This window comes from Flintibacter porci (assembly GCF_041925195.1).
Classification (GTDB): Bacteria; Bacillota; Clostridia; order Oscillospirales; family Oscillospiraceae; genus Lawsonibacter; species Lawsonibacter porci.
The window spans coordinates 37,090-59,329 of record NZ_JBHEVB010000004.1; the positions used below are offsets into that span (position 1 = coordinate 37,090).

24 protein-coding genes and 1 pseudogene are annotated in these 22,240 nt (G+C 54.6%); 3 read left to right on the forward strand and 22 right to left on the reverse strand.

All coding sequences use genetic code 11. The annotated features are described in order from the left end of the window. Positions 1-105 precede the first annotated feature (105 nt). From ACEVJL_RS05190 to ACEVJL_RS05235, 10 genes are all read right to left on the reverse strand, one after another. On the reverse strand, positions 106-1,743 hold the full coding sequence (locus ACEVJL_RS05190) for a recombinase family protein (protein ID WP_374737108.1): 1,638 nt from the start codon (positions 1,741-1,743) through the stop codon (positions 106-108). A 77-nt stretch (positions 1,744-1,820) separates the two neighbouring features. After that, a complete protein-coding gene (locus ACEVJL_RS05195) occupies positions 1,821-2,147 on the reverse strand; it encodes a hypothetical protein (protein ID WP_374737109.1) in 327 nt (108 codons plus the stop codon). 63 nt (positions 2,148-2,210) lie between these two features. After that, entirely contained in the window at positions 2,211-2,441 is a 231-nt protein-coding gene (locus tag ACEVJL_RS05200) for a hypothetical protein (protein WP_374737110.1), read from the reverse strand. A gap of 14 nt (positions 2,442-2,455) precedes the next feature. Next, the gene (gene mobQ / locus ACEVJL_RS05205) at positions 2,456-3,928 is read right to left on the reverse strand and encodes a MobQ family relaxase (protein WP_374737233.1); all 1,473 of its coding nucleotides are present in this window, start codon (positions 3,926-3,928) and stop codon (positions 2,456-2,458) included. Between the two features lie 2 nt (positions 3,929-3,930). Continuing rightward, positions 3,931-4,239 carry a DUF3847 domain-containing protein gene (locus ACEVJL_RS05210; protein WP_374737111.1) on the reverse strand — a complete coding sequence of 103 codons (309 nt, stop codon included), beginning with the start codon at positions 4,237-4,239 and terminating at the stop codon, positions 3,931-3,933. 292 nt (positions 4,240-4,531) lie between these two features. Further along, positions 4,532-5,152 carry a DUF6591 domain-containing protein gene (locus ACEVJL_RS05215; RefSeq protein ID WP_374737112.1) on the reverse strand — a complete coding sequence of 207 codons (621 nt, stop codon included), beginning with the start codon at positions 5,150-5,152 and terminating at the stop codon, positions 4,532-4,534. A 23-nt stretch (positions 5,153-5,175) separates the two neighbouring features. Further along, positions 5,176-6,159, reverse strand: a complete 984-nt coding sequence (locus tag ACEVJL_RS05220; protein WP_374737113.1) for an SPFH domain-containing protein — start codon at positions 6,157-6,159, stop codon at positions 5,176-5,178. Positions 6,160-6,173: 14 nt separating this feature from the next. Beyond that, positions 6,174-6,563: a TM2 domain-containing protein gene (locus ACEVJL_RS05225; protein WP_331868082.1), complete on the reverse strand. Its 390-nt coding sequence runs from the start codon at positions 6,561-6,563 to the stop codon at positions 6,174-6,176. 228 nt (positions 6,564-6,791) lie between these two features. Continuing rightward, positions 6,792-7,448, reverse strand: coding sequence for a recombinase family protein (locus ACEVJL_RS05230; protein ID WP_374737114.1), 657 nt, complete (start codon positions 7,446-7,448; stop codon positions 6,792-6,794). Then, positions 7,405-7,629 (reverse strand): LLM class flavin-dependent oxidoreductase, encoded by a 225-nt coding sequence (locus tag ACEVJL_RS05235; RefSeq protein ID WP_374737115.1) that lies wholly within the window; start codon positions 7,627-7,629, stop codon positions 7,405-7,407. Before ACEVJL_RS05235 ends, ACEVJL_RS05230 begins: the two co-directional genes overlap by 44 nt. Before the next feature lie 625 nt (positions 7,630-8,254). Here ACEVJL_RS05235 and ACEVJL_RS05240 point away from each other — a divergent pair. After that, positions 8,255-9,103, forward strand: coding sequence for a helix-turn-helix domain-containing protein (locus ACEVJL_RS05240; protein WP_374737116.1), 849 nt, complete (start codon positions 8,255-8,257; stop codon positions 9,101-9,103). Positions 9,104-9,254: 151 nt separating this feature from the next. On the opposite strand, the gene hpf is transcribed toward ACEVJL_RS05240, so the two are convergent. The 7 genes and pseudogenes from hpf to ilvD form a co-directional block, all read right to left on the reverse strand. After that, the gene (hpf, locus tag ACEVJL_RS05245) at positions 9,255-9,803 is read right to left on the reverse strand and encodes a ribosome hibernation-promoting factor, HPF/YfiA family (protein ID WP_302668058.1); all 549 of its coding nucleotides are present in this window, start codon (positions 9,801-9,803) and stop codon (positions 9,255-9,257) included. 151 nt (positions 9,804-9,954) lie between these two features. Further along, positions 9,955-11,115 carry an amidohydrolase gene (locus tag ACEVJL_RS05250; protein WP_040648639.1) on the reverse strand — a complete coding sequence of 387 codons (1,161 nt, stop codon included), beginning with the start codon at positions 11,113-11,115 and terminating at the stop codon, positions 9,955-9,957. Between the two features lie 195 nt (positions 11,116-11,310). Further along, positions 11,311-11,778: a S1 RNA-binding domain-containing protein gene (locus ACEVJL_RS05255; RefSeq protein ID WP_008981936.1), complete on the reverse strand. Its 468-nt coding sequence runs from the start codon at positions 11,776-11,778 to the stop codon at positions 11,311-11,313. 89 nt (positions 11,779-11,867) lie between these two features. After that, entirely contained in the window at positions 11,868-12,143 is a 276-nt protein-coding gene (locus tag ACEVJL_RS05260; RefSeq protein WP_235397467.1) for a septum formation initiator family protein, read from the reverse strand. A 238-nt stretch (positions 12,144-12,381) separates the two neighbouring features. Further along, positions 12,382-12,636: pseudogene (gene yabQ, locus ACEVJL_RS05265) on the reverse strand (spore cortex biosynthesis protein YabQ); the annotation flags it as partial. Next, complete coding sequence (locus ACEVJL_RS05270) at positions 12,633-12,917, reverse strand: YabP/YqfC family sporulation protein (protein ID WP_008981938.1); 285 nt, start codon at positions 12,915-12,917, stop codon at positions 12,633-12,635. The gene ACEVJL_RS05270 and the pseudogene yabQ, both read right to left, overlap by 4 nt. 116 nt (positions 12,918-13,033) lie before the next feature. Then, complete coding sequence (ilvD, locus tag ACEVJL_RS05275) at positions 13,034-14,695, reverse strand: dihydroxy-acid dehydratase (RefSeq protein ID WP_110441350.1); 1,662 nt, start codon at positions 14,693-14,695, stop codon at positions 13,034-13,036. Positions 14,696-14,812: 117 nt separating this feature from the next. Here ilvD and ACEVJL_RS05280 point away from each other — a divergent pair, with 117 nt between their 5' ends. Together ACEVJL_RS05280 and ACEVJL_RS05285 are read left to right on the forward strand one after the other, a co-directional pair. Continuing rightward, positions 14,813-15,490: a FadR/GntR family transcriptional regulator gene (locus tag ACEVJL_RS05280; protein ID WP_302668060.1), complete on the forward strand. Its 678-nt coding sequence runs from the start codon at positions 14,813-14,815 to the stop codon at positions 15,488-15,490. Positions 15,491-15,629: 139 nt separating this feature from the next. Beyond that, positions 15,630-16,556 (forward strand): CPBP family intramembrane glutamic endopeptidase, encoded by a 927-nt coding sequence (locus tag ACEVJL_RS05285; RefSeq protein WP_374737117.1) that lies wholly within the window; start codon positions 15,630-15,632, stop codon positions 16,554-16,556. A 58-nt stretch (positions 16,557-16,614) separates the two neighbouring features. Here the strand turns inward: ACEVJL_RS05285 and ilvC are convergent, their stop codons facing one another. From ilvC to ilvB (ACEVJL_RS05310), 5 genes are all read right to left on the reverse strand, one after another. Beyond that, positions 16,615-17,634, reverse strand: coding sequence for a ketol-acid reductoisomerase (gene ilvC, locus ACEVJL_RS05290; RefSeq protein ID WP_235397460.1), 1,020 nt, complete (start codon positions 17,632-17,634; stop codon positions 16,615-16,617). A 72-nt stretch (positions 17,635-17,706) separates the two neighbouring features. Continuing rightward, a complete protein-coding gene (gene ilvN / locus ACEVJL_RS05295; protein ID WP_008981943.1) occupies positions 17,707-18,273 on the reverse strand; it encodes an acetolactate synthase small subunit in 567 nt (188 codons plus the stop codon). A 12-nt stretch (positions 18,274-18,285) separates the two neighbouring features. Beyond that, complete coding sequence (ilvB, locus tag ACEVJL_RS05300) at positions 18,286-19,989, reverse strand: biosynthetic-type acetolactate synthase large subunit (protein WP_151075383.1); 1,704 nt, start codon at positions 19,987-19,989, stop codon at positions 18,286-18,288. A 110-nt stretch (positions 19,990-20,099) separates the two neighbouring features. Beyond that, on the reverse strand, positions 20,100-20,585 hold the full coding sequence (gene ilvN, locus ACEVJL_RS05305; RefSeq protein WP_008981945.1) for an acetolactate synthase small subunit: 486 nt from the start codon (positions 20,583-20,585) through the stop codon (positions 20,100-20,102). A gap of 16 nt (positions 20,586-20,601) precedes the next feature. Beyond that, on the reverse strand, positions 20,602-22,230 hold the full coding sequence (ilvB, locus tag ACEVJL_RS05310) for a biosynthetic-type acetolactate synthase large subunit (RefSeq protein ID WP_302668063.1): 1,629 nt from the start codon (positions 22,228-22,230) through the stop codon (positions 20,602-20,604). Positions 22,231-22,240 lie beyond the last annotated feature (10 nt).

Genomic DNA, 22,240 nt, shown 5'->3' on the forward strand with positions numbered 1-22,240 from the left:
ATACCCGCCGCAAGCCCCCGTAGCAAGGGCAAAAAACGCCCGCCCCAAATGGCCGGGGGTCATAAGAAAGTAATATTGCTTTTTGCAGGAACGGCATGGCTTCGGTCATGCCGTTTCCTGTTTCATCAGTTCGTCCACGGGGATAAAGCCCACAAGGTCATAGGAGATGCGGATACCCTGTCTGCGCTTCCCGCTGCTCTTGTCAGGCGCTTCGATGTAGATGCCTTTGACAAGCTCCCGCAAGGCGTAAGGGGTCATCTCCTGCAAATCCTCGTATTTGTGTACCCGCTGGATGAACTGCTCCAAATTTTCAATCTGTCGTTCCTGTACTTCGATTTCCTGCTGCAAGGTCTGGATTTCCACTTTAAGCTGTGCCTGCTCATCCTCATAGGTCTTGCTCATCAGCGCAAACCGTTCATCAGAGAGTTTTCCGGCCACATTATCCTCATAGATACGGATGAACAGCCGGTCAAGTTCCCCAAGACGGCGTTCTGCCTGTGCCAGACGCTTCTTGTATCCCCGGACAGCTTCTTCGCTGGACAGCCGGAGTCTATGCTCCATCACTGTCCGAAAATGGGCTTCATGCCGGGTTACATAGGAGATAACCGTTTTCATGTGCATCCAGACCAATTCTTCCAGTACAACCGCCCGGATGAAGTGAGCGGAACAGGTTCCCGTGTTGCTGCGGTAGCTGGCGCATACAAAATGGTCTTGCCGCTTCTCAAAGTAGTTGGTGGTGCAGTAGCGCATTTTGGCCCCGCAATCAGCACAGTAAACCATGCCGGAGAACAGGCTGCTTTTTCCTGTTTTTGTCCTTCGGTGGCGCTGCTTGCGGATTTCCTGCACCTTGTCAAAGACTTCCTGCTCAATGATCGCCGGATGGGTGCTGTAGAATACCGCCTGCTTCTCAATGGGCGTTTCCCGCTGTTTCTTGTCCCAGATGGAATTGGTGTAGGTCTTGAAATTAACCGTACAGCCGGTGTATTCCCGCCGTTCCAGAATATGAACAACGGTATTGGGGTTCCAGTGGTACGGATCGGCGGTTTCAGGGCTTGGGGTGTTAATGCCCTCTCTCCGCTTATAGGCGGTAGGGTTGAGCACCTGTTCCGCTTGCAGGAGTTTAGCAATCTGCATCGGCCCCCGGCCCTCCATACACAGCTTGAAGATGCGCTTGACCACAGGAGCGGCTGCCTCGTCCACAACCCACTTTGTCCGATCCTCCGGGTCTTTCCGGTAGCCAAAGGGGACATTGGTTGTCAACGGGATGCCCTGCTCGCCCTTGGCCTTCTGTACCGCACGGATTTTGCGGCTGGTATCCTTGGCAAAAAACTCATTGAACCAGTTTTTGATTCCCGCAACATCGTTGTCGGTACTATTGGGGTCAATGGTGTCAAAGTGGTCGTTGATGGCAATATAGCGCACACCATATTTCGGGAAAGTGAAGTTGATATACAAGCCCGTCAGGGAAGAATTTCGCCCCAGCCGGGACAGGTCTTTCGACAGCACAACAGCCACTTTTCCTGCCTCGATTTCTGACAGCATCTGCTGAAATCCGGGGCGGTCATAGTTCGTGCCGCTGTATCCGTCATCCACAAAAAATGTTGGATTCGGGAAACGGTGCTCTTTTGCATATCGGAGCAGGATGTCGTTTTGATTGGTGATCGAATTACTGTCGCCCTCGTTGGCATCCTCTTGGGAGAGGCGGCAATAGAGTGCGGTGATTTTATCAGTTGCCCGTAACATTTCTGTATCCTCCTTCAAAGGGGCAACTGTCAGTACAGGATTGGTTGCTTCTATTGTACCAAGATTCCCGGTATTTGTCATTCATCATCCTCCGTCTTTTCTGTAAACTTTTCAGTCAGAATGCGCTCCATCTTTCTGTCCAGCGTTTCTGTCCCGTCATAGCTGCCCATGATGGTGTAAATTGTGCCGCCGATCTCACGCTGTAAAGTGAACTCTGGCAGCCAGAACGCAGATGGATTTTTCACACAGATATGTCCAGCTTCGTCGAACCAGAAATTGTGTTTGAGGTGGTCAGGCGGCAGCGGTTCAGGCTTGAAATAGGGATCAGGATTGGAGAAAAAATATTCTGTTGGTTCGTCATGGTCAGAATCTTCCCATTGACTGATTTCTTCCCAAATATCCAAATCATCTGCATCAAAAAGCGAAAGCAAATCATCAAGTAACTGTGGGTCAAGAGCATATTTTTCTTACAGCTGCCTGATGACATCATCCACATCAATGCGGACGGAATCGCCGCTGCGTTGTGCGGCTGCAAATTCTGCATCACTCATATTTGCCCACCGCTGCAATTCAGCCCGTGAAGTATCATCAAGCAATATGATTGAACTTACAGGTTTACCATTGGGCAGCGTATCTTCAAGAAGTATTTTTGCAAGTTTCCTTATGAGGTTGCTATCCTCTTTCCAGTTGAGTTCCATTTTTGAAATCCTCCTTAATGGTCGATCTGATGCTGTTTCCTGCGGCTCTGTTCGGGATTTTCCTGAGCACGAACAACCTGTTCTACCTTGTATTTGATCTGCCAGAGTTTTTTCACCTCCGCATAGATGGGTGAAAGTTCTGCCTGCCCGGTTGCGTATTCCTGTTCCAGACGGTCATGCTCCTTGCGCCATCCAGTGACCGGCAATTTCCCATCCTTAAAATGCGGCTTTAATTTGCGCTCTGCCATGTGATACAGGCGGAGTGCATTTTCATTTTCAGACATGAATTGCTCACGCCTACCTTTCCACTTGATGGCTGCCAGTTTGTCAGCAACAGGTTTTCCGTCAGCGTAAAACTGTACCATGCGGAGAAGCTCATCTAACTCTTTCCTGCGGTCAGATTTGCCAGACAAGGTACTTTTCAAAGTGTCAATGCGGTCACTCAACGCAGATACACGCTCCTGCAACTGTTCCGGCGTTGTCAAATTGTTCTGCATGAGATAATTGCAAATCTCATTGAACTCTTTGAGATTTCCGATCTTCGCTTTCCGGCTCCATGCCCCTGTGCTACGGTTGGTGTAATACTCGCTGAGCAGCTGCGCCAGATTGGGTGCTTGCGGTTTGGTCAATTCCTCATGCGCTTCTTTCAGCCAGTCAAGCAGCGCCGCAATTTTCTTTTTCAGTTTGCCGATCAACGCATTGGTCGCCTTGACCCAGCGGTTGAAATCGCCCTTATCGGTACAGATGCCTCTGGCCTCCATCTGGCGGATCGCCGGACCCTCATGGACAGTAGGCAGCTGCTCCACGCCCTGACGCTCGTAGCTGCGGTGGTCGATGCGGCATTCCAGACCCTTTTCAGAAAATCGAGCATTGCACATTGTCGCCCACTGTTCCCGCCAATGTTCCAGCGTTTCCGGTTTGCCCCAGTCCGTGGTGGGAACAGCGTTGAACACATAGTTTCCTGCTTCATCCCGTATGCGCTCCCCATTTTCATCCACGAGATATTCCCGCCGCTGCTTGTTGCCCCATGTCCCATCCGGCAGCAGGGGACGGATGGGACACATGACATGAAAATGCGGGTTCGCAATGCCGCCGTCTCCCTTGTCGGGGGCGTGAACAGAGAAATCCACCACCATCCCCCGGCTCACAAATTGCTCCAATAAAAATTGCCTTGCAAGGTCGATGTTCTCCTGCATGGAAAACTCGTTCTGCAAGGCAATGTCGAAACTGTATGCAAGCTGGGCTTTCTTGCCCCGTTCTGCCTTTTCCACTTCGTTCCACAGGGTTTGCCGGTCTGCGAAGGAAGGCGGAGCGTGGGGCGGCAGCAGGATTTCAGAACAGAGGACACCGCCTTTCCGGGTGTAGTCGCTGTCCTCTCCGTAATACTTGCTGTGCAGCTTTTCACCGGACCGGTAGGCAGCGGACGCAACAGCGGATTGCCCTGCGCTGCGTTTGATCTGGGTAACATGGAAGTGAAATAGTGCGATACTTATCCCTTTCCTTTCTGGCTTGCCTGATTGTGTGCATTGACTGCCTCCATCAGCAAAGCCCTGGCTTCCGGTAAAGCAAAAATCTTTTCCGTAAAAGCATAGAACTCCGTTTCGCTCAAAGCCTTTGCCAGCGGTGCGATGCTCTCCACGGCAGCCCCTCTGGTAATGAGGCGGTGCGCCCGTTTCTTCCTGTCTCCCTTCTCATAATAGAATTTCCGGTTTTCCAGCCGCTGGAGCCTGCTGCGCTCCTGTGCTAGCCTCTTTTCTGCATCTGCGATCTCCTGTTTCAGCTTCTCGGTTGTTGGCATCGTAGATTCCTCCTTTACTTGCAGATAAAAATACCGCCTGTCTTTCGGACAAGCGGTAAAATTTGCGTCTTGAGTTTTAGGCTTTGGATGGGAAACTGTCTGTGCAAACGGATTGTTTCCCATCCGAAGCGGGCGGGGATAGCCGCATAAGCGGCGCAAGGGGTGCAGTCCCTTGTACGGAACGCAGTGACGCAAAACAGCCCGGACAATCATTGTCCGGGCTGTCTGCCTCGCAGAGCGCACGCATACAGGGGTTACCCTGTATAGAAGTGCGCCCTTGTTACCAAGGGATTTATTCAGCGACTTCAAGCAGTTTTTGGCTGATGCGGGACTGTACCTCAATGTAATAGGCTGTTTCTGCTGTGTTCATATCTGCGCTGTCCCATGCCTCCAAATCTGCCATCATATCTGCATATTTGCTCATATAAGAAGCGTAGTCAGACAGCAAAGAAAGGTCGTTTCCATCAGATGCGGCATACTTTTCCATAAATGCAACGTATTCATCAAAGAAGGCTTCATAGCTATCCATTGCCTCTTTGAACTCGGGTCGCATACCGTCAATTAGATCTGTTTCCTCATTGGTACTTGAATTCGATTCATTAGAAGAAACACCAGTTTCAGAAGATTCATTTGAAGAAGTATCCTCTGTCTCGCCAGAAGAAACACCACCAGAAGCTGCATCATTTTTGATTCCAGAAGAAACCGAAGAAGAAGGCTGATTATCGGAAGGATCAGACTCAGTACCACCGCTTGAGGCTGCGCCAATCACAATCAGGGCAATAATCAGCCAGAACCACCATTTCTTATAAATTGGCTTTTTGTTTTTGGCCCCGCATGACGGACATACAGTCGCTTTCTCCGGAAGTGGGTTGTTGCAATTTTTACACACTCGATTTTTAGGTTGTTTCGCCATTTCTCTCTCCTCTTTCTTAACGGTTATGACCGCTTTTCTAAAATTGCTTTCTTTTGTGCATCAAACTCGTCCTGTGTCAGTATGCCTTCGTCCAGCAGTTCCTTCAATTCCCGCAGTTGTTCGACCATGCTCTTGGAAGCGGCAGGATTTACAGTTGCCTGAATCCCTTGTGCCATTGTGTTACCCAAAGCCATGCCAGCCCCCAGTCCAGCCAATCCGCCTCTCTGCTTGGAGGCATCCCGCATAGCTCTGGCGGTTTGATACTGCATAAAGGTTGTCATATCCTGTTTTGCCATGCCAATCCCGGATTGCTCGTCAATCAGTTTTTCAACCTCATCGGGCAGGGAGATATTTTCAATGAGAACATCGCTGAACTGCACACCCATTGTAGCAGCTTGTGCATTTAGTCTCTGTTGAAGCTCACCAGATAGTTTTCGATATTCTGTGGCCAGATCAAGCACGGACATCTCGCTTTCCGCTACTACGATTGAGAAAGCTTCTGTGACCATAGAAGAAAGGTATTCGACAATATCATAGGTCATCACAATTCCCTTTGTTCCAAAGATCTCCCTCATAAAAGCTGGAACATCGGTGATGCGAAAAGCAAATTTTCCAAAGGAACGGATACGAACCATATTAAAGTCCTTATCACGCTTCATAATCGGATTCTTGGTCGCCCACTTATTGTCGATGAATTGTCTGGTGCTCACAAAGTACACATCGGCAATTACCGGAGAAACGAATAAATAAGGGAATGCCTTGAGGCTGGACAGCACCGGAAAGTTATCCGTTGTCAGCGAATAGGTTCCGGGCGGCAGAATATCGGCAAGCTTTCCGCCCTTCAAAAAAACGGCGTTCTGACTTTCCCGCACGATTACCTTGGAACCTTGTTTCAATTCATTATTTCCGCTTTCACGCTGGTATTTGGAAACAATGAGTTTGTTACTCTGATCTACATACTCGATTACATCAAGAAACTGGTCTTTTACTGCATCTAACAGTCCCATATAATCACCGCCTCTTACTGACGCAGCGGCAAATCAAACTGATCTTTGAAGGAGCCAACCGCAATCAAGATGATGTCAATAATCCATCCAATTCCAAACAAACCGCCTGTAAACAGGTAGAGGAGACCGGTACCAATCTTACCTACATAAAACCTGTGTACGCCAAGTACCCCCAAGAAGATGCAAAGCAACAGTGCGACCATCTTATTTTTCTTGCTGACTCCCGGCACTACCCCCGAATTGGGAATGTTTTGATTGTTGATAATAACCTGCGATTGAACAAAGGGCTGCCCCGGCTGAGGCGGTACAGTTGCAGAATTGGGGATGGTTTCTTCTTTGTATCCGCAATATCCGCAGCTGTTGTTTTCCATTGGTGCTCCACACACCGGACATTTTGCTGCCATAATTGATTCCTCTCCCTGTCTTAAAATTGATAAAAGCTCTCGCTGGGATTACAAATGCAAAATCGTGTACTTTTCTGTAAAGAAAACATGACCAGTTTTTGGTTCGCTGATTTGCGGGGCTTTTCGCCAAAACAGTATGGAAAATTTTTCTGCTGCATGATATAATAAATTTGTATAAGCTTTTGCACCTTTTACAGAAAGGTACACATTTCTGTAAAAACACCCCTTTTACAACAACTTGGCTTTTTCGTAAATCTCTGCCCGGTAACGGAAGGTAGCAAGGGGCATCCCACATTCCTTTGCTGCTGCCGTTCCGGTGATTTCTCCCATTTTCCAACGCTGGTAAACGGCGTGGAAATTCTCGGGCAACGGTTTGGGTGGCCGCCCGAACCGAATGCCCTTGGCTTTTGCCGCTGCGATTCCCTCAGCCTGCCGCTGCCGGATGTTGGTGCGCTCGTTCTCTGCCACAAAAGACAGTACTTGCAGCACAATGTCACTGAGGAAGGTTCCCAGCAAATCCTTGCCTCTCCGTGTATCCAGAAGCGGCATATCCAGAACCACAATGTCAATGCCTTTTTCCTTTGTGAGAAAGCGCCATTGCTCCAATATTTCGGCGTAATTGCGTCCCAGACGGTCGATGCTCTTGATATAGAGCAGATCGTCTTTTTTCATTTTTCGCAGCAGCTTCTTATACTGCGGACGCTCGAAATCCTTGCCGGATTGCTTGTCAATATAAACATTTCTCTCAGGTACGCCCACTTCCCGGAGGGCAATGACCTGTCGATCTTCATTTTGCTCTCTGGTAGAAACACGGATGTACCCATAAATTTTCTGCTCGATCTTATTTCCTCCGTTTCTGCCACACAATGTCGTACCCCAGCACATCCGCCAGCTCCACCGCCTCGCCATAGCGTAAAGAGCCACGCTTTAGTTTCCCGGACAGGTTGGGGACACTGCTGCTCCATCCGTATTCGTCAGCCAAAACCTCCACTACCTCGCTCATGGTCATGCCAGCCCTGACAATGTAGGCTTTGATCTCGTTCCTGTAATTCTCGTGATTGTTCATAGAAAAAATCCTCCTGTTTTGTTGGCTCTGCGGCGAACAGAATCTGTTCCGTGCTAAATTCCATTTGCTGCAAGGCTTTGTTTTGCTAAAACTCAATTTCAAACTGGAATTTTTGCTTGTGATGCCCTGTTCACAGCACTCGCTTTCCCGTTTTGCTGGTTTGTGTGAAATCAAGCCAAACAGCGAATATCCACATGAAACGATGTACTGTGTATGCTGTACGGTGCAACGCTCTCTGGTGTGGTTAGCAATACTAAAATTGCAGTTTGTTTGCTGATTTCACATGGATTGATTTTTGCCTGTGTTTTTAAGCGCCGTTTTTCCCGAATGCCGTTCCTGCCCGGGACTCTCACCCCGGCGTATCCCCAGCCTTGGCACGCTCGCAGCTTCGGGACAAATTGTCCCGAAGTTGGTTCTGGCGCTGCTTCGCCAACCGGCATATCCCATTCGGACGGTCATGTACTTTTCAAGCTGCGGAGTCTTGCGACAAGTACATTTTAGCGAAAAAACATGACCATTCCCGTATATCCAAAAGGATGGAAAAGGCTCTGAAAAAGCAGCAATTTCCACGCTTATGGACAAGCTGTGTTATAATAAAAGAAATGGAGCGGTGGGGAGGGTTGGCATGAATACGACCTTAACGATTCAGGAAAAATTGAAGGATTTGCGGGTGGAGCACGGACTTACCTTGGAACAACTGGCCGACCAGACCGGGCTTTCCAAATCTGCACTCGGCAAATACGAGAATGACGATTATAAGGACATCAGCCCTTTTGCCATCGTCACACTGGCAAAGTTTTATCATGTGACCACGGATTATCTGTTGGGTGTGTCAGAGCAAAAAAATCACTCAGACACAGAGCTGAGTGCTCTGCACCTGAGTGATGATGCGATTGATGTTCTGAAAACCGGGAAATTCAACCCCCGGCTGCTGTCGGAAATTCTCTGTCACCATGATTTTCAGAAAATGATGCTGGATGCGGAGATTTATGTGGATCGAATCGCTGATATGCGGATCAACGATATGAACGCTGTGCTGCAAGCCGTCCGCCAGATGGTGCTGATGCAGCAGGGAGAAACGGAAAACGATCTGTATTTGCGGACGCTGGAACTTGCACAAGTGCAAGAGGACGAGTATTTCGGCCATGTTATTTCTGACGATTTGAAGCTGATCCTTCGAGATATTCGGGAAGCCCATCAAAATGATGCTACCACTGCGGACAGCCCTTCTCCGGCGCTGGATGTGCAGCAGAGTTTACAGGAAGCCATGAACTACAAGGGCAGCAATGCGGAAAAACAGGCCCGCATTTTCCTCGCAACCTTTGGTATTGACTATGATGCGATCACGATGGAGCAGTTTGTCAATATCATAGAGGTCTTGAAACTGTCCAAACACCTGAAATCCTCTATTAACCAGCGGGGAAAAACCAACATGACCCATGGAAACGGGAAAAGGAAAAGAAAACGCAAATAGGCAAAAAAATATGCTGGACACGGTTGATTTCAACCATGTCCAGCATATTTCATTTACCCAATCCCGTCTGACAGATGCCGTAAGTGTAATTTTGAGTGAATTACTTTCTTACGAGCACCCGCCTAAGTGGGGCGGGCGTTGTAAAGCGATATCAGGTCTCGTCCTCGATGATTCCGTAGTCCCCGTCGTTGCGGCGGTATACCACAGCGAAGGAGCCGTTGGCGTCCTCATTGCGGAAGGCGAAGAAGCTGTGGCCCAGCAGATTCATCTGCAGGATAGCCTCCTCCTGAGTCATGGGCTTGATGGGGAAGGTCTTGGTGCGCACGATGCGGTACTCGCCCTCTTCCGGTCCGTCAGGAACGAAAGAAGCCACTTCCGCCTCATCAATGGTCCGCTCAAAGGCGCCCTGGCGCAGACGCTTCTCCAGACGGGACTTATTTTTACGGAACTGGCGCTCCAGAGAAGCTACAGCCGCGTCGATGGAAGCACGCATATCAGAGGAGCTTTCAGACACACGGAAGATGGTGCCGCTGGACCGAATGGTGACCTCCACCTGGTTACGGTCCTTCTCGATGCTGAACGTAATTGCGGCGGTTGCATCCTCCTTAAAATAACGGTCGAGCTTACCCACTTTCTTCTCCGCATAGTTGTGGATGTAGTTGGGTATGTTCACCTTTTTGTCTGTAAACACAAACTTCATATCGGTCGCTCCTTTCACCCCCGAAGGGGGATCTGTGTGACAGGGGGAGAGGGTTCTCTCCCTATGTCAGCATTATACCATAGATAAGGAAAAATACCACCGATTTTTATGAAATATTTATGAAATTTTTTCGTGCCGCTTTTACATGGGCTTATTCCTTGATCACCTTACCGTCCATGACCACCAGACGCACCCGGCTGAGCCAGTTGAGGGGGTGGGCGCTGGTGACCACCACGTCGGCGTCCTTGCCGGGGGTGAGGGAACCCACCCGGTCATCAATGCCAGCCAGCTGAGCGGCATTGATGGTGATACAGGCCAGGGCGCCCTCCGGGTCCATGCCGCCCCGGATGGCCATGGCGGCACACAGGGGCAGATACTGGATGGGGGTCTCGGGGTGGTCGGTACACACCGCGGTTTTCACTCCGAACATCCGCAGGATGGCGGGTGTCTCAATAGTCATGTTGGCCAGCTCGGGCTTGGATCGGTCTCCCAGACAGGGTCCGGTGATCACACCGGCCCCCTCCTGAGCCAGCAGTTCGGGGATGAGATGTCCCTCGGTGCCGTGGACAATGACATACTTCAGCCCAAATTCCTTGCAGATCCGGATGCCGGTGGCAATGTCGTCAGCCCGGTGAGCGTGGATCTGGACGGGCAGTTCCCCGTTGATCACCGGCAGCAGCGCCTCCAGCTTGGCGTCATAGTCCGGCTTGTCCTCGTCCTCATCCTGGGCCGCCCGCTCCAGCTTCTCCCGGTACTCCACCGCCTTGGCCAGATTTTCCCGGATCACTGCGGCGGTAGCCATACGGGTGGAGGGGGTCTCGTGGCGCTCGTTATAGGTGAGCTTGGGGTTCTCGCCCAGAGCCATCTTCATGGCGGCAGGAGCTTTGAGCACCATGGCGTCCACCCACTTGCCGTTGGTCTTCAGGGCGGCAAACTGTCCGCTGATGGGATTGGCAGAGCCGGGGCCGGTGAGCACCGTGGTCACGCCCGCCTCCCGGGCCTCCTGGAAGCAGCGGTCCAGAGGATTCACCGCGTCCACAGCTCTCAGATGAGGGGTACAGGGATCGGTGGCCTCATTGCCGTCGTCCCCTTCGATGCCCACACCGTCGCCGAACATACCCAAATGGCAGTGGGCGTCAATAAAGCCGGGGGTGATGTGGCCGCCGCGGGCGTCAAAGATCCGTCCCTCCCAATCCTTGGGACACTCCTCCATGGGGCCAACCTGGGCGATCTTATCGCCGCGAATGGCTACATATCCTCCGGGGATGGTCAGTCCGTCCATGGTATGGACCGTTCCGTTGATGATCAGCATAGGATTTCCTTTCTCGGGAGGCAGGATTCGACCTCCTTCCCGTTGACTGAAGTGGAATATTATGGTACCTTTTGGTTGCAGCTCACCAATCTGCACATTTCTCCCCCGCACACTGGGCGCCTCCTTCGGGAGGCGCTTTTCTTTTGCGGAAAAAGAAAACCGTGCGGACTTTGGTCCGCACGGTTTGATGTAAGATTACCGGCGGCCGCCGCCACGGCGGTTTCCGCCCTTCTTCTCCAGATAGCGCAGCTCAGAGAGTTTGCTGTCGGAAGCCTGCATAAACTGTCTCAGACGATCCTCAAAGTCCGTGGGCTCCTTGGGGGCGGCGGGACGGGGCACATAGCCCCCGGAACGGGGCGCGTTGGAGCGAGGTCCGCCCTGACGAGGAGGTCTGCCTCCCTGAGCTCCCCCGGCGGCGCGCTGAGGCGGATCATTGACCTTCTTAATGGAGAGATTGATCCGGTTGGCCTGGTCGATGCCGATGACCTTGACCTTGACCTCCTGACCCTCCTTCAGATAATCGCTGACCTCATTGACATAGGAATAGGCGATCTCGGAGATGTGCACCAATCCGGAGCGGCCCTCCGGCAGCGCCACAAACGCACCAAACTTCGTGATTCCCGTTACCTTACCGTCCAAAATGGACCCAACACCAAACTCCATACTGACTGAAATATCCTCCTTGTAAATTTCCCCCTGAAACTGTGCGTCGGCCTGGCGGAAGCCCGCACCTCCGCCCGCACATCAGCGTCTCAGCCGGCTACGTCGCTGTACAGGGTCTCTCCCTGCTTGACATAGCCCCGCTCCCGGGCCACCCGCTCCAGAGTTTCGGGGTCATCGCTGTTGTCGATGGCCTCCTGAAGCTCCTGGTTGGCCAGGCGCTGATCCTCTACCTGCTGGCTCACCGTCTGCTGCTGCTCTTTGGTGCTCTGAATCTGTCCACGCAGATCCAGAAGAGAGGTAGCCAGATAGACCAGCAATACCACGATCACTACCTTGGTTAAAATCCCGGTTCGTTTGAGGCGCATGGTCTTCTCCCCCTCTCTCACGTTCCCGCCGGCGGCGGGCCGAGCGCTCCATTTCCTGAGTTATCTGATTTATTCTACCCCATTTTGCCCCAGAAAGGAAGATATTTTTTGCAAGTTTTTTGATTTTTTTCCGGAGCTGATTTAGTACAATCAACGGGAGAACTAAGATTTTTAGTACAAAAGTGACCAGATCTGCCAAACGGTAGCCCACCCAGAGCACACCGGAACTGAGCAGCCAAAAATAGACGCAGCCCCCAAAGAACAAAAATACCGCTCCATACAGCCGCACCATCCCGCCCCAGGCCCACTGGGACCAGACAAACAAGACTGCGGTCAGCGTGATCCAGAACAGCAGATCCAGAAGCGGCCCCAATAGGGGCACATGGACCCGAACCCGCAGCACCCGGAACAGATCGTACAGCAGTCCGGCGGCCAGTCCCAGTCCGACCGCCTGGACTACCGCCCAGGCCTGGGCCGTCACATCCGCCGTCATCCGCCCAGCAGCCGGGCAAACAGCCCCACCCGCTCCCGGCCTGCGTCCTCATAGGACAGGGAGTCCACCGTTCCTTCCACCTTCAGGTCTCCCCCGTCCAGAGACAGCTTTTCAATATGCAAATCCTCTCCCCGCACTACCAGGGTTCCTTTGACCGTGAGCATGACGATGGTATTTTCATCAAAGCTCTCCACTTCCTCCACACCGGAGACGGTAAGCTGTTCCCGTCCCTCCAGAAGAATGTGGTGGGCCACCTGATTGGGCAGTCCACTGTATTCCATACGCGCCACCTCATTTCCTTTTTGCCAGTATACGAGGGGGATGGCACGCTTATGACAGGTCGTCCCAATGCACAGAAAAGCCCCGCTGTTTCGACAAAACAGCGGGGCTGAAAGGATTACTCCAGAATGGCTCCCTTATCCGCAGAGGAGACCAGCTTGGCATACCGGGCCAGGTAACCGGTCTTGATCTTGGGCTCGGGGCAGACCCACTTGGCCTTCCGGGCAGCCAGGGTGGCCTCGTCTACCTTCAGAGTAATGGTATGGGCGGGGATATCGATGGCGATGAGATCGCCCTCCTCCACCAGGCCGATGGGGCCGCCGGAGGCCGCCTCAGGAGAGACATGGCCGATGGATGCGCCGCGGGTGGCGCCGGAGAAACGGCCGTCGGTGATGAGGGCCACGTCCTTATCCAGACCCATGCCCGCAATGGCGGAGGTGGGGTTGAGCATCTCACGCATGCCGGGGCCGCCCTTGGGGCCCTCGTAGCGGATCACTACCACATCACCGGCCACGATCTTACCGGCATAGATGGCCTGGATGGCATCCTCCTCAGAGTCAAACACCCGGGCGGGACCCTCGTGGACCATCATCTCCGGGGCCACGGCGGACTGCTTCACCACACAGCCGTCGGGAGCCAGATTGCCCTTCAGCACCGCGATGCCGCCTGTCTTGGAGTAGGGATTCTCAATGGGACGGATGAGCTCGGGGTTCCGGTTGACCACGCCCTCCAGGTTTTCGGCAATGGTCTTGCCGGTGCAGGTCATCAGGCTGGTATCCAGCAGACCGGCTTTGGCCAGCTCGGCCATGACCGCGTACACGCCGCCGGCCCGCTCCAGGTCCTCCATGTAGGTGTCGCCGGCGGGAGCCAGGTGGCACAGGTTGGGAGTCTTGTCAGAAATCTCGTTGGCCATATCAAAGCTCAGCTCAATGCCGCACTCATGGGCGATAGCGGGCAGGTGGAGCATGGTATTGGTGGAGCAGCCCAGAGCCATGTCGATGGTCTCGGCGTTATGGAAGGCAGCCTCGGTCATGATATCCCGGGGACGGATGTCCTTCTTCACCAGCTCCATGATCTGCATACCCGCGTGCTTGGCCAGGCGCAGCCGGGCAGACCAAACGGCGGGAATAGTACCGTTGCCCCGCAGACCCATGCCGATGGCCTCGGTGAGGCAGTTCATGGAGTTTGCGGTATACATGCCGGAGCAGGAGCCGCAGGTGGGGCAGGCATTGTTCTCGTACTCCTCCAGGCCCGCCTCGTCCAGCTTGCCGGCGTAGTAGGAGCCTACCGCCTCAAACATATGGCTCAGGCAGGTGCGGCGGCCATCGTTCATGGTACCGGCCATCATAGGACCGCCGGAGACGAAAATGGTGGGGATGTTCACCCGGGCGGCGGCCATGAGCAGGCCTGGCACGTTCTTGTCGCAGTTGGGGATCATGACCAGTCCGTCAAACTGGTGGGCCATGGCCATGGCCTCGGTGGAGTCAGCAATCAGATCACGGGTAACCAGGGAGTACTTCATGCCTACATGGCCCATGGCGATGCCGTCACACACGGCGATGGCGGGAAACTCCACGGGAGTACCGCCGGCGGCCCGGATGCCGGCCTTGACGGCCTCGGCGATCTTGTCCAGGTTCATGTGACCGGGAACGATCTCGTTATAGGAACAGACCACGCCGATGAGGGGCCGCTCCAGCTCCTCCTTGGTATAGCCCAGGGCGTAAAGCAGGGAACGGTTGGGGGCGGCGGGAGCCCCTTTCTTGATGACGTCAGAGCGCATAATGAAGTACCTCCTCAAAAACAAAATCAGTTGTCTGATTTCTATTGCATTGTCTGACTATATAGTATAAGATAGGGATACGAATGTCAAGGACCATTTTGGATTCAGGAGGGCCCTATGGAACGAAAAAATCGCTGGCAGCAGGCTGCTGCCGCACTCTATGACCAGATTGTGGCGGAAAAGCGCCTCCAGCCTGGAGATAAGCTGCCTAACGAAGTGGAGCTGTCCCAAGAGTTGGGGGTGAGCCGGGCCACTCTACGGGAGGCCATCCGCTCCCTGTGTGCCCAGGGCGTGCTGGAGGTACGCCGGGGCAAAGGCACCTTTGTCTCCCCCCAGGTGGAGGAGATCGAGGACTTTGGGTTTGACCGGCTAAATGGCGTAAAGGGCCGCCTGCGTGATCTATTTGAACTGCGGGCCATCTTTGAGCCTCAGGCCGCCGCACTGGCCTGCCGTCGGGCCACCCAGGAGGAGCGCGCTGACATCCTGGCCAAGGGGGAAGCGGTGGCCGCCTGCATCCGCTCGGGTGAGGACCGCACCCGGGCCGACCGGACCTTCCACACCGCCATTGTCCGCTCCACCCACAACGAGTTCATGGTGCGCCTGCTGCCCATCATCAACCAGGCGGTGGAGGAGGCCATCTCTGCCGGAGAACACGCCGAGGAGCTGGCCCAAGTCACTTTGCAGGATCACGCCATGCTCATGGACTTTTTCCGCAAGGGGGATGCACAGGGCGCGGAGTACGCCATGGCCATCCACATGCGTCACGCCATGGATGAGATGGAGTTAGAGGAGTAATCCTCCAAAAAGGAATATACATGGAACAGGCGCCAAAGAAGGATTTCTTTGGCGCCTGTTCTCATTGACGCAGTAGGTTTATTATGATAAACTTCAATCGAGTGGTAGATTTATTTTTATAAACCCGGAGGTGCGTTCCATGAAACTGCGTCCCATTTCCCAAGTAACCAGCCGCATGGGAGCGGTTCTGCTCCTTTGCATCATCCTGATGGCCGCATGTTCGCCCATCTGCAATTGGATGGAACAAAATGTTTTCTATTTTCTCTCCACGCCCCTGATCTATGCCCTGCGGCTGCTGGCATTTCTCCTGCCTGCACGGCTCCTGCTGGGCCCGCTCCCAAAGAAGCCGAATCCTATGCGTCCATCTGGCACCCCAGAACACTGGATTGCCTGGGCCGTGCTGGGCTATGGCATCTGCCTGCTGATCACAACAGCGGTTCTGTCTGTTGGTCTGGGCGGACCAACCTTCCAAACCCTTGCGCAAGATTCTCCGCCGGATTTTCTTCCGAATCTCTGGCTGCTTATCCCCGCCGCGCTTGGGGAAGAATTCATGTTTCGCCGCTTTTACTGCGCCTATTTGGCCCCCTACGGCCACACCTTTGCCATCCTGGTCTCCGCCTATCTGTTTGCCTTCTTTCATGGGAATCTTCCACAGGCACTCTATGCATTTCCCTTTGGTATTCTCACCGGATACCTCTACCTGAAAACTGGAACGATCGCACTTCCCTTTCTGGTCCATCTGTTGGACAACGTTCTGTTTCAACAGTCCCTGCGCCTGCATGCCCTTCTGCTGGCTTGGACTGGATTGCCCTATGGACAAGGATTCTTCCTTTGCTCCCTGACCCTCATTTTTCTCCCCCTTCTGTATCTGCGCCTGTGCCGCAGGCGGGAGGGTGGACCTTCTCCCCTCTTCCAGATTCGACAGGTTCTGCGCCGCATTAGTGCTCAAAAAGCAGATTACAAGGCCGCCTTTGCTTCCGGCGGGATGCTGCTGGTCCATGCTTGGTTTGCAGTCAGCTGTTTGGTGTCTTTGGGCGCTATGATAGCATTGACCCACGGTTGGTAACGGATAAAAAATGGTCCCCCGGCTTTACGCCGGGGGCCATTTATCGTATCTAATTCAATTAATTAGAAGCGGTGTCGGGATCGGTGTCGTCGCCCCAGAGCATGTTCTTACGCAGCTCGGCGCCCACGGTCTCCATCTGGTGCTTGGCCAGCTGGGCACGCTTGGCGTTGAAGAAGGTGCGACCGTTCTTGTTCTCGGCGATCCACTTGCCGGCGAACACGCCGTCCTGGATGTCGGTGAGGACAGCCTTCATGTTCTTCTTGGTCTCCTCATAGGGCAGGATGCGGGTGCCGGAGACATACTCGCCGTACTCGGCAGTGTCGGAGATGGAGTAGTTCATCATGGCCACGCCGCCCTTGTTGATCAGGTCGATGATCAGCTTCATCTCGTGGATGCACTCGAAGTAGGCGTTCTCGGGAGCATAGCCGGCCTCGACCAGGGTCTCGAAGCCCAGCTTCATCAGCTCCACCACGCCGCCGCACAGGACAGCCTGCTCGCCGAACAGGTCGGTCTCGGTCTCGTCCTGGAAGGTGGTCTCCATCACGCCGCCGCGAGCGCCGCCGATGCCGGCAGCATAGGCCAGAGCCAGCTTATAGGCGTCGCCGGAGGGATTCTGCTCCACAGCGATCAGGCAGGGCACGCCCTTGCCAGCCACATACTGGCTGCGCACGGTGTGGCCGGGGCCCTTGGGAGCGATCATAGCCACGTCCACGTTGGCAGGAGGCACGATCTGCTTGAAGTGGATGTTGAAGCCGTGGGCGAACATCAGCAGGTTGCCCTCCTCCAGATTGGGAGCGATGTCCTTCTTATAGACGTCGGCCTGGACCTCGTCGTTGATGAGGATCATCACGATGTCGCCCCACTTGGCGGCCTCGGGCACGGTCATTACCTTCAGACCGGCGTTCTCAGCGTTGGCCCAGTTCTTGGAGCCGGCGCGCAGACCCACGCACACATCGCAGCCGGAATCCTTCAGGTTCATCGCGTGGGCGTGGCCCTGGGAACCGTAGCCGATAATGGCAATCTTCTTCCCGTTGAGATAGTTGATGTCACAGTCCTTGGCATAATACATCTTAGCCATGATCGTACACTCCTTTTTATAAATAAAATATATTCCAATTTCAAACAGACCGTCCGGCCTGTGGAATTGACGTTACAGTACGTTTTTGCCGTAGTTATACTCTTCCCGCAGCTTGTTGTCATCATAGATAGAGCTGCGGCCCCGCTCGATGGCAAGGGTACCGGTCTTGGCCATTTCCAGGATGCCGAAGTCATCCAGCAGGTCAATGAGGGCGCTGGTCTTGTTCTTATCTCCAAAGATAGCCACAGTGAGGGTCTCCCGGCTGACATCAATGATGTTGGCGCGGAAGATGTTGGCCATCTGGATCACCTCGTCCCGGGCGTTGCGGTCCACCGCCTTGACCTTGATCATGGCGAATTCCCGCTGGATGGAGGTTTCCTCGTCCAGGATCTTTACCACCATAACAGGGATCAGCTTGCGGCACTGGGCGGCGATCTGATTGACCATCAGCTCATCCCCTAGGATGACGATGGTAATACGGGTCACCCCGGGCTGGCTGGTCTCGCCGGAGACGATGGACTCGATGTTATAACCCTTGCGGGAGAACAGCCGGGCCACCTGGCTCAGCACACCGGGAATGTCCTGGACCAGCAGGGACAGGGTATAGAGCTTCTTTTCAGTATCAAAGGTCTTTTTCATGTCCCCGCCTCCTTACTTAAGCAAAAAGTCGGTGATGTGGGCGCCGCCGGCCACCATGGGCCGTACCATCTCGTCCATATCGATCTGGCAGTCGATCACATAGCCGCAACCGCAGGAGAGGGCCTCCTGAAGGGCGGCCTCCATCTCGGCACGGTTTGTGACCCGCTTACCCTTCAACCCATAGGCCTCGGCCAGCTTGACAAAGTCGGGGCCCCGGTCCAGGGTGGTCTGGGAATAATGCTCGTTATAAATGAGGTGCTGCCACTGACGAACCATGCCCAGAGTTCCGTTATTGAAGACAACGGTGATAATGGGCAGGTTATAGTGCTGCACGGTGGCCAGCTCATGGCAGTTCATACGGAAGCAGCCGTCGCCGGTGGTGTGGACCACTACCTTGTCGGGGTTGCCCATCTTGGCGCCGATAGCCGCGCCCAGGCCAAAGCCCATGGTACCAAATCCGCCGGAAGTCAGCAGCTGGCCGGGATACTCAAAGTGGAAGTGCTGGATGGACCACATCTGATGCTGGCCCACGTCGGTGGCCACGATGGTATCGTGGGGCACCGCCTTCTGGATGGCGTCCAGGATCTGACCGGGGGTAAGCTTATCGCCGTCTTCCACCGGCTGCTTCTCCCGCAGGGGGAGAATATGCGCCTTCCACTCCGGATGGCTGTACTGGGGCAGACGCTCATTGAGCAGCTCCAGCACCCGCTTGGCAGAACCCACGATGTGGTGGTCGGTAAGTACGTTTTTATCGATCTCAGAGCGGTCAATATCGATATGTACGATCTTGGCCTGGCTGGCGAAGCTCTCGGGCTGGAGAGCCACTCGATCGGAGAACCGGCAGCCCACCGCGATAAGCAGGTCGCACTCATTGCAGGCCACATTGCTGGCCTGGGAGCCGTGCATGCCGATCATACCGGTGGTGAGGGGATGGGCTCCGGGGAAGCCACCGCCGCCCATGACTGTAATGGCCACCGGCGCGTCCAGCTTCTCGGCAAATTCCCGGAACTGTTTGTCCGCCCGGCCCCGAACCACGCCGCCGCCGCAGATGATCAGCGGGCGCTCCGCCTGGGCAATCATATCCACCAGCTTGTCGATATCTCCCAGGTCGGGCTCAGGCGCCTTCAGACCGTGGTTCACCGCCAGTTCCCGGATGCTGTTGGTGGAGCGGTTCTTGGTCCAGGGGATGAACTCATAGTCAATCATGGCGTTGAGGAAGGTGACATTCTTCAAAAAGTCGATGAGCACCGGGCCGGGCCGACCGGTGGCCGCCACAGCAAAGGCCTGGCGCATCACGTCGGGGATGGTCTGGGGATCCCGGACCAGATAGGTGGCCTTGGTGATGGGCATTGCAATACCGGTGATGTCTACCTCCTGGAAGGAGTCCTTGCCCAGCAGGTTCTCACTGACGTTGCAGGTAATGAACACCACAGGGGAGGAGTCCATGTAGGCGGTGGCGATGCCGGTGGTCAGGTTGGTGGCTCCGGGGCCGCTGGTGGCAAAGCACACACCAACCTTTCCGGTGGAACGGGCGTAGCCGTCGGCGGCATGGGAGGCTCCCTGCTCGTGAGCAGTCAATACATGACGTATTTTATCTTGATAGTTATACAGTTCATCATAGAGATTCAGGATGGTTCCGCCGGGATAGCCGAAGACGGTGTCCACCTCCTGCTCCAGCAGGCACTCCATGATGGCCTGAGTGGCTCTGATTTTCATAGATTCAACTCCTAATATACAGGAACGTGTTTTTCTTCTTCAAAGCGGAAGAGGCAAAACAAGGTTTTACATAAAGCTCTTTTGGTTCCTTTTCTCACGAGAAAAGGAACTTAAATTTTTCCTCCACCTTTTTGTACTGCAATCACACCGGTGCGGGCCACCTCCAGGATGGAGAAGGGGCGCATCATGGACTGGAAGGTGTCCAGACGGTCAGGAGTGTCGGACAGCTCCATGGTCAGGGAGGTGGGAGAAATATCCGCCACCTTAGCCCCCATGATCTCGCAGATGGTCATGATGTCCTGGCGGGTCTTGTTGTTGGCATTTACCTTTAAAATCATCAGTTCCCGACCAATAAGGTTGTTCTCCTCCAGAGTCCGGACCTTGATAACTTCAATGAGCTTGTTGAGCTGCTTTTCCACCTGCTCCACCACGTTGTTTCCGCTGTCCACAATAATGGTAATGCGGGAGATGGTGGGGTCATCGGTGACACCCACAGCCAGGGAGTCGATATTAAACGCCCGGCGGGAGAACAGCCCAGTAATTCGGTTCAGCACACCTGCCCGGTTTTCTACCAGAACGGAAATGGTCTGTTTCATATCCTCTCCCCCTTTCTCAGTCGTTGGTGCCCACGTCGGGGTGGACCTCACAGATCAGCAGGCAGCACCCCTTGGTGTTCAGGAACTGATCCAAGACCTCATCCAGCTTCTCCTCGTCGTTGGCCAGCAGGCTGGGAATGCCGTAGGCGGCAGCAATGGTCTCAAAGTCCGGGGAGCCGTCCAGAGCCACGCCGAAGGGACCGTGGTAGGGGGCGCTGCACTGGATCTGATGGACCAAACCCAGCATATGGTTGCGCAGCAGGACGATCTTTACGTCCATGTCGGCACAGCGGATGGCGGAGAGTTCATTCATAGCCATCTGGAAGGAGCCGTCGCCGCACACAACGACCGTCTGCTTCTCCGGCGCCGCCACTTTGGCTCCAATGGCGGCGGGCAGGGCGTAGCCCATGGTGCCCAGGCCGCCGCTGGTCAGCAACCGTCCCTGCTTCTGAGGCAGGTACTTACAGGCAAAGATCTGGTTCTGACCCACGTCTACGCAGACCACCGCATCTTCATCCAGCTTTCGGCCCAGCTTGCGCATGACCGTACCGGGGAAGACGTAGCCCTCCCGCTGGGGGAAGGTCCGGCTTAGCTCCGCTTTCCGGTAGTCCTTCAGCTGCTCCAGCCAGGCGGCCGAATCGGTCACCGGAGCGCCCCGCTCCAGAATCTGCTGCAAAATTACCTTCACATCGCCCACCAGGGGAACCGCGGCCTGCATGTTTTTGCCGATCTCCGCCGGGTCTACGTCGATGTGGATGGTTGCCATACGCCGCTGGATCTCCCGGGGATCCACGACCGCCCGGTCGGCGGCGCGGGTGCCCACCATAATCAGCAGGTCCGCCCGGGCCAGAGCCTGGTTGGCACAGTGGTTTCCGTGAGCGCCGATCATACCCATATTCAAGGGGTGGTCGGTGGGGATAAGGCCAATACCCATCATGGTCTTGACCACGGGGATGGCACAGCTCTCAGCCAGCTCCAGCAGTTCGGCACGGGCGTCGGCCAGCCAAACACCGCCGCCGGCGCAGATGAGGGGCTGACGGGAACGGGCAATGGCCTCTACCACACGCTTGATCTGCAGATCGTTGCCCTTGACGCTGGGCTTGTAGCCCCGGATATCCACCTGCTCCGGATAATGGAAGCTTCTCAGGTGCTGCTCCTGCACGTCAATGGGAATATCAATGAGAACCGGACCGGGACGGCCGGTGGAGGCAATGTGGAAGGCCTCCTTAATCACCCGGGGGATGTCGTTGGCGTTCTTGACCAGATAGCTGTGCTTGGAGAAGGGAGCCACCGCGCCGGTGATGTCCACTTCCTGGAAGATATCTCGACCCAGCAGATGGCTGGGCACCTGGCCGGTGATGGCCACCATGGGGATGGAGTCCATATAGGCAGTGGCGATACCGGTAATAAGGTTGGTCGCTCCCGGGCCGCTGGTCACCATGCACACGCCCACCTTGCCGCTGATGCGTGCATAGCCGGAAGCCATATGGCCCGCGTTCTGCTCGGTCCGTACCAGAGTATATTCAATCTCCGGGTGTTCCTTCAGGGCGTCTACCGCCGGACAGATCGTTGCTCCGGCGTAGCCAAACATATGGGTTACGCCCTCTCGCAGCAAACTTTCAATCAGTGCCTGCGCTCCATTCATTTCACCGTCA